Origin of the sequence: Pseudoflavonifractor intestinihominis, assembly GCF_040096055.1 — a bacterium.
In the GTDB taxonomy this organism is placed as follows: domain Bacteria; phylum Bacillota; class Clostridia; order Oscillospirales; family Oscillospiraceae; genus Pseudoflavonifractor; species Pseudoflavonifractor intestinihominis.
In genome coordinates this window covers 1-6,049 of sequence record NZ_JBBMFK010000047.1, presented here as the reverse complement: position 1 = coordinate 6,049, position 6,049 = coordinate 1, and the positions used below count along the sequence as shown (strand labels likewise).

Genomic DNA, 6,049 nt, shown 5'->3' with positions numbered 1-6,049 from the left:
TCGCCGCAAGCTTCATATCGTTCGCTTCCCCGCAGAGCGGGAAAGCTCATTCATTTCGCTGCGGCTCCTCTCCCCACGGAAGGCGTACCGCCTTCCGCGGGGCCCCCATTTTCGCTTCGCTGGGCTCGTGCGGGGGCCCCGAGAGGCAGCCACCTTCCCCCCAGGGGGAAGGCTTGGGGGCGCAGCAAATAAAAAAACAGCGGGCGGGGCATTTGCCCCGCCCGCTGCTGCGTCCGCAGGAGTTCCCTCAGTCCACGGTCTTGAGGGACTCCACCATATCGATCTTTTTCAGCTTTGTCCTGGAGAACACGTTGACCAGGAAGGAGAACAGGGCGGTGAGGGCGGCGGCGTACACGTAGCTCATGACGCCCGCGTCCCGACCGAACATGACCATGTCGATCTCCACGGTGATGATAAGCCACTGGTGGAGGAACTTGCCCAGCACCAGGCCCAGCAGGATGCCGAAGATGGTGAGGAAGATGTTCTCCCGGTAGATGTAGGCGTTGAGCTCGCCGGTGTAGAAGCCCAGGACCTTAAGGGTGGCCAGCTCCCGCAGCCGCTCGGTGATGTTGATGTTGGTCAGGTTGAAGAGCACCACAAAGGCCAGGGCGGCGGCGGACACGGTGATGACCACCACGGCGTAGTCCACGCCCTTCATGCCCTCGATGAAGGTGTTCTTGGTGCTCTCGATGCGGCTGACCGACGACACGCCGGACAGGGGGATGAGCTGCTCGGCCACCGTGTCGGAGTTCTCCTCCGTGTCCTCGGTGTAGGTGACCATTAGGCTGTTGATCTCGGAGGTCTGGCCGAAGAGGGACTCATAGCACTCCTCGGTGATGTAGACGTAGTGGAACACATAGTTTTCCGTCAGGTCGGTGATGGTGACCTGGGCCCGGCGGTTGTCCCCGTCCACCAGGGTGATGGTGTCGCCCACCTTCACGTCCAGCAGGGTGGCCAGCTTTTCGGTGATGACTGCGCCCTCCTCCGGCAGGGTCACCGGGTCGCTGTCCAGCCGGTGGCGCAGGTGGATGAAGTCACTGAACCGCTCCTGGTCGGACACGGTGAACAGGTACACGTTGCTGTCCAGGCTGCGGCTGCCGCTCTCGGCGGTGATGGGCTGGTTGGACACGGGCATCCACTCGGACACCAGAGAGCAGCCGTCCAGCACGGCGGAGATCTCGGTCAGCTCGTCGTCAGTGACGTTGTCCATCAGGCTGACCTGGGCGCTGTAGGGGGTGATCTCGTCGTACTGCTTGTCAAACACGTCGTACAGGGAGTTGCGCACGCCGAAGCCGGTGATGATGAGGGCGGTGCACCCGCCGATGCCGATGACGGTCATCCAGAACCGCTTCTTGTACCGGAACAGGTTGCGCATGGTCACCTTCCAGGTGAAGGACATCCGCTTCCACACCGGGCGGATCCGCTCCAGCAGCACCCGGCGGCCGGGCTTGGGGCTCTTGGGCCGCATGAGCTGGGCGGGCACGGCGGTGAGGGCGGCGAAGCAGGTGGCCAGGGCCGTGCCGGTGACGCACAGCACCGCCGCGCCCACCGAGAGCAGCGCCACCTCAGGCAGCAGGAAGAGCTCCATGTCCCCCACGGTGTAGAGCACCTTCCAGGCGTTGAAGATGATGGTGGGGATGATGGTCACGCCCAGGGCCAGGCCCAGCAATCCCCCGAAGAAGGAGGACAGGAACCCGTACCCCACGTACTTCAGGGCGATGGCGCTGCGGCTGTACCCCAGGGCCTTCAGGCCGCCGATCTCCACCCGCTGGTCCTCCACCATGCGGGTCATGGTGGTCAGGCACACCAAGGCCGCCACCAGGAAGAAAATCAGGGGGAACACGCTGGCCAGATTGCCCATGCGCTCGGCGTCCTGCTGGTAGGACACATAGCCCACGTTGGTGTTCCGGCCCAGGATGTACCACTTGCAGTCCTCAATCTCGGACACCTCACGGCGGGCGTCGTTGAGCTCCTGCCGGGCGTCGGACAGCTTTTTGTCCGCCTCGGCCTTGCCGTCGGCGTACTCCTGCTCGCCGTCCAGCAGCTCCTGGTAGCCGTCGTCCAGCTCCTGCTTGGCGTCCTTGAGCTCCTGCTCCGCGTCGGCCAGCTCGCCGGGCACCGTGTCCTTGGCCTCCTCCAGGTCCGCCACGCCGTCATAGTACTGCTGCCAGCCGTCGTCCAGCTCGGCCCGGGCGTCGGAGAGCTCGGCCTCGCCGTCCAGGATCTCCTGCCTGGCGTCCTCCAGCTCGGCCCAGCCGTCGGAGAGCTCCTTCTGGCCCTCGGCGGCCTCCTTCCAGCCGTCGTCCAGCTCCTTGCGGCCGTCGGCAAGCTGCTTCCAGCCGTCCTCCAGCTGCACACGGGACTCGAACAGGGTCTGCTCCGCCTCCTGGGACTGCTTCACGCCGTCCTCAAACTCGGCCCGGGCCTGGTCCACCTCCGCCTTGCCCTCGTTGTACTGCCGCCAGCCGTCGGAGAGCTGGGCGGCGGAGGAGGAGAGCTGGGCCTCGCCGGAGGCGATCTCCGCCTCGCCGGCGGAAAAGAGACCGGGGATGCTCTGGCTGAAAAAGGACTTCAAAGGTTCCGGGTCGGGGGACACCGGATTGCCTTCCCCGTCCACGCCCCCGGCCGCCGCCGTCAGGGCGGCAGTCAGCTGGGCGGTCAGGCCGTCGGCCTGGTCCTGGGTCATGAGCCCCTGGTCCACCATGTCCTGGAACTGACCGGTGAGGGAGGTCCCCGCCATACCGGTGAGCTGTTCCTGGAGAGCCAGGGCCTGCTGCATGGTCATCTGGCCGGACATGACCAGCCCCATGACCCAGCTGGTCAGGCCGTCCTGGTCGGCGGTGAGCAGCATAGCCAGCACCTGGCCGTCGGTCTGGGTCCACGCCGTGTCCGGGCTGAGGATGGCCCCGGCGCTGGTCAGGGCGGTGCCCGGGCTGAGCATGGCCATCACGCCGCCCAGCGTGTCCAGCTGGGCGTTCAGGTTGGTCTTGGCCTGGGACAGGGCGGCCTTGGCCGCCTCCAGCTGGGCCTGACCGGCGGAGAGCTGGGCCTCGCCGTCCTGAAGCTGGGCCAGCGCGTCGGAGAGCTCCGCCTCCGCGGCCATCAGCTGGCCGCCGCCGTCCTCCAGGGCCACCAGCCCGTCCTGGTACTCCTGCCAGCCCTCGTCATACTCCTGCTGGGCCTCGGAGAGGGTCTTGTAGTTCTCCTGGTACTCGGCCTCGCCGTCCACCAGGTCCTGGTACCCCTGGTCGTACTCCGCCTTGCCGTCCTGCCAATCCTTCAGGCCGTCCCAGTACTCGGCCTTGCCGTCGGCCATCTTCTGCACGCCGTCGGCGTAGTCCTGCTCGCCGTCCTCCAGCTCCTTCAGAGCTTCGGGAAGGTCGGCCTCCGCGTCGGCGATCTGCTGCCAGGCGTCGGCCGACTCCTGCTCATAGGTCGCCAGACCGTCCTGGTACTCGGCCAGGCCGTCGTAGTACTCCGCCCAGCCGTCGTCCAGCTCCTGCCGGGCGTCGGCAAGCTCCTGGTTGGCCTCGGCCTCCGCGTCGTCGTACTCCTTCTGGGCGTCGGAGAGCTTCTGATTGGCCTCGTCGATGACCTCGTCATACCGCAGGCCCGCCCGCTCATCGCCCACAGGCTCCAGGGAATCCAACAGGGCGTCCATCCGGTCGCCGTATTCATCGTCGTAGCAGTACAGGTCCTTGGCCCAGGTGACCGTCAGATAGGCGTCGGTGTAGGTCTCCATGTCGAAGGCGCCCATGGGCAGCAGCACGAAGCCGTTGACCCTGCCGGTGCCCAGGGAGGAGGTGCCCCGGTCGGTGGACAGGTAGAGGGGGGAGTTGGCGGTGCCCACGATGGTGAATTCCTCCACCGCCAGGGCGTCCTCGTAGTCCCCGGTGCCGGTGTCGAAGGAGATTTTGTCCCCGATGGACAGCCCGGCCTCCTCCAGCAGCTTGGGCTCCACCAGGCACTCGTCGTCCGCCTGGGGCAGGCGGCCCTCCACCAGCTCGGGGGAGTTGATGCCCTGCTCCGACAGGGACACCAGCTTGACCACCAGGTCGTTGCTCTCCAGGTGGAGGATGCCGTCGGCGGTGTAGGCCCCCTCGGCGGCGGAGATGTCCTCCAGGGAGGACAGGTAGTTGATGTCGTCGTCAGTCAGGCCCAGGGTGGACAGCACATGGATGTCCATCAGGTTGTGGCTGTCATAATATCCGTCGGCGGTGTGCTCCATCACGGGGGCGGTGGTGCGCAGGCCGGACAGAAAGGCCACCGCCAGGGCGGACAGCAGCAGCAGGGAGAGAAACCGGCTCTTGGTCTTGCCGATCTCCCGCAGTGCGTCGGTAATCAGGCGGTTGTGCTTGGGTCTCATGGGAAAATCCCCTCCTTTCGCGGGGTTCAGAGGATTACCACTCGATTTCCTCCACCGGGGTGGGGTGGTCGGTGCGCTCCACGGCTGCCACGGTGCCGTTCTTGATGTGGATGACCCGGTCGGCCATGGGGGTGAGGGCGGTGTTGTGGGTGATGACCACCACGGTCATGCCCTGCTTGCGGCAGGTGTCCTGGAGCAGCTTGAGGATCTGCTTGCCAGTGACGTAGTCCAGGGCGCCGGTGGGCTCGTCGCACAGCAGCAGCTTGGGGTTCTTGGCCAGGGCACGGGCGATGGCCACCCGCTGCTGCTCGCCGCCGGAGAGCTGGCCGGGGAAATTGTCCATCCGCTCAGAGAGGCCCACGTGTTTCAGCACGTCCACCGCGTCCAGGGGGTTGCGGCAGATCTGGGCGGCCAGCTCCACGTTCTCCAGGGCGGTCAGGTTCTGCACCAGGTTGTAGAACTGGAACACGAACCCAATGTCGTACCGCCGGTAGGTGGTCAGCTCCTTCTGACTGTAATCGGACACCTTCTGCCCGTCCACCAGGATGGTGCCCTCGTCGCACTCGTCCATGCCGCCCAGAATGTTGAGCACCGTGGTCTTGCCCGCGCCGGAGGGGCCCACGATGATGCAGAATTCCCCCTTTTCGATCTCAAAGGAGATATCCCGCACGGCGGTGATGACCACCTCGCCCATCTGATACCGCTTGACCACGTGTTCCAGGGAAATATATGCCATGGTTTCCACCTCGTGTGTATTATTAGACAGGTGTTGATTTATCGACTTAATTATATTATATTGGATTTAAGGTTTGTTGCAATGGGCAGATCGGCCCGTCTCCGTACGAAATGAGACAAGGCCATATATAAGTGTTGGTTATCATACAGATGAGCAAAAAGCTGTTGAAGGAGGAACTGCCATGGCAGAGGAACAGGGGGACCGTCGGGTCAGACGGACCAAGGCAATGCTGCGCGCGGCGCTGACCGAGCTGCTGAAGACCAAACCGGTCAACGAGATCTCGGTCACCGAGCTGACCCGGCTGGCCGACGTGAACCGGGGCACGTTTTACAGCCACTACAAGGACATTTTCGACATGGTGGAGCAGCTGGAGAACGAGATGTTCCAGGAGTTCAGCGATCTGCTCCACGCCTATCCCGCCGACGCCCTCAGGCAGGGCCTGCGGCCCATTCTGCGGGATGTGTTTGAATTCCTGCGGCGGTACGGGGACGTGTCCACGGCTCTGCTGGACCGGGAGCGGGACACCCGGTTCCTGGAGAAGCTGAAGTCCATGGTAGCGGAGCGGGTGAGCCTGGAGTGGGGGCGGCTCTACCGGTTCGACAACCCCAGGGAACAGGCCTTTTGCATGGCCTTTCTGGTGGGGGGCGTGGTGGGGCTCATCCAGAGCTGGCTGGAGGGGGACCGGAAGGAGACCCCCGAGGAGCTGGCCGCCCTGTCCGAGGCCATGATCGTCCGGGGCATCGAGGGTCTCAACCAGCCCCGGTGAGAGCAAAAAGCCTTCCCCCTGGGGGGAAGGTGGCTGCCTCTCGGGGCCCCCGCACGAGCCCAGCGAAGCGAAAATGGGTGCCCCACGGAAGGCGGAATGCCTTTCGTGGGGAGAGCCGGAGCAGTGGAGCGGGTGAGTCCTGCCGCTTGCGGCGGGACGAGGGATGCGGAACCTGCGACGG

The 6,049-nt window shown here is 65.0% G+C and carries 3 protein-coding genes; 1 reads left to right on the top strand and 2 read right to left on the bottom strand.

Annotated elements, in window-relative coordinates:
- Positions 1–247 precede the first annotated feature (247 nt).
- Positions 248–4,366 carry an FtsX-like permease family protein gene (locus WMO64_RS16855; protein WP_349232744.1) on the bottom strand — a complete coding sequence of 1,373 codons (4,119 nt, stop codon included), beginning with the start codon at positions 4,364–4,366 and terminating at the stop codon, positions 248–250.
- Positions 4,367–4,400: 34 nt separating this feature from the next.
- Positions 4,401–5,102: an ABC transporter ATP-binding protein gene (locus WMO64_RS16850; protein ID WP_148319941.1), complete on the bottom strand. Its 702-nt coding sequence runs from the start codon at positions 5,100–5,102 to the stop codon at positions 4,401–4,403.
- 181 nt (positions 5,103–5,283) lie between these two features.
- Between WMO64_RS16850 and WMO64_RS16845 the strand changes: the two genes are divergently transcribed.
- Positions 5,284–5,868 carry a TetR/AcrR family transcriptional regulator gene (locus tag WMO64_RS16845; protein WP_294521466.1) on the top strand — a complete coding sequence of 195 codons (585 nt, stop codon included), beginning with the start codon at positions 5,284–5,286 and terminating at the stop codon, positions 5,866–5,868.
- Positions 5,869–6,049: the final 181 nt, after the last annotated feature.

What these genes read in the sequence shown, in the direction of transcription:
- WMO64_RS16855 (WP_349232744.1), bottom strand. Translation starts at nt 4,366, where the DNA reads ATGAGACCCAAGCACAACCGCCTGATTACCGACGCACTGCGGGAGATC.
- WMO64_RS16850 (WP_148319941.1), bottom strand. Translation starts at nt 5,102, where the DNA reads ATGGCATATATTTCCCTGGAACACGTGGTCAAGCGGTATCAGATGGGC.
- WMO64_RS16845 (WP_294521466.1), top strand. Translation starts at nt 5,284, where the DNA reads ATGGCAGAGGAACAGGGGGACCGTCGGGTCAGACGGACCAAGGCAATG.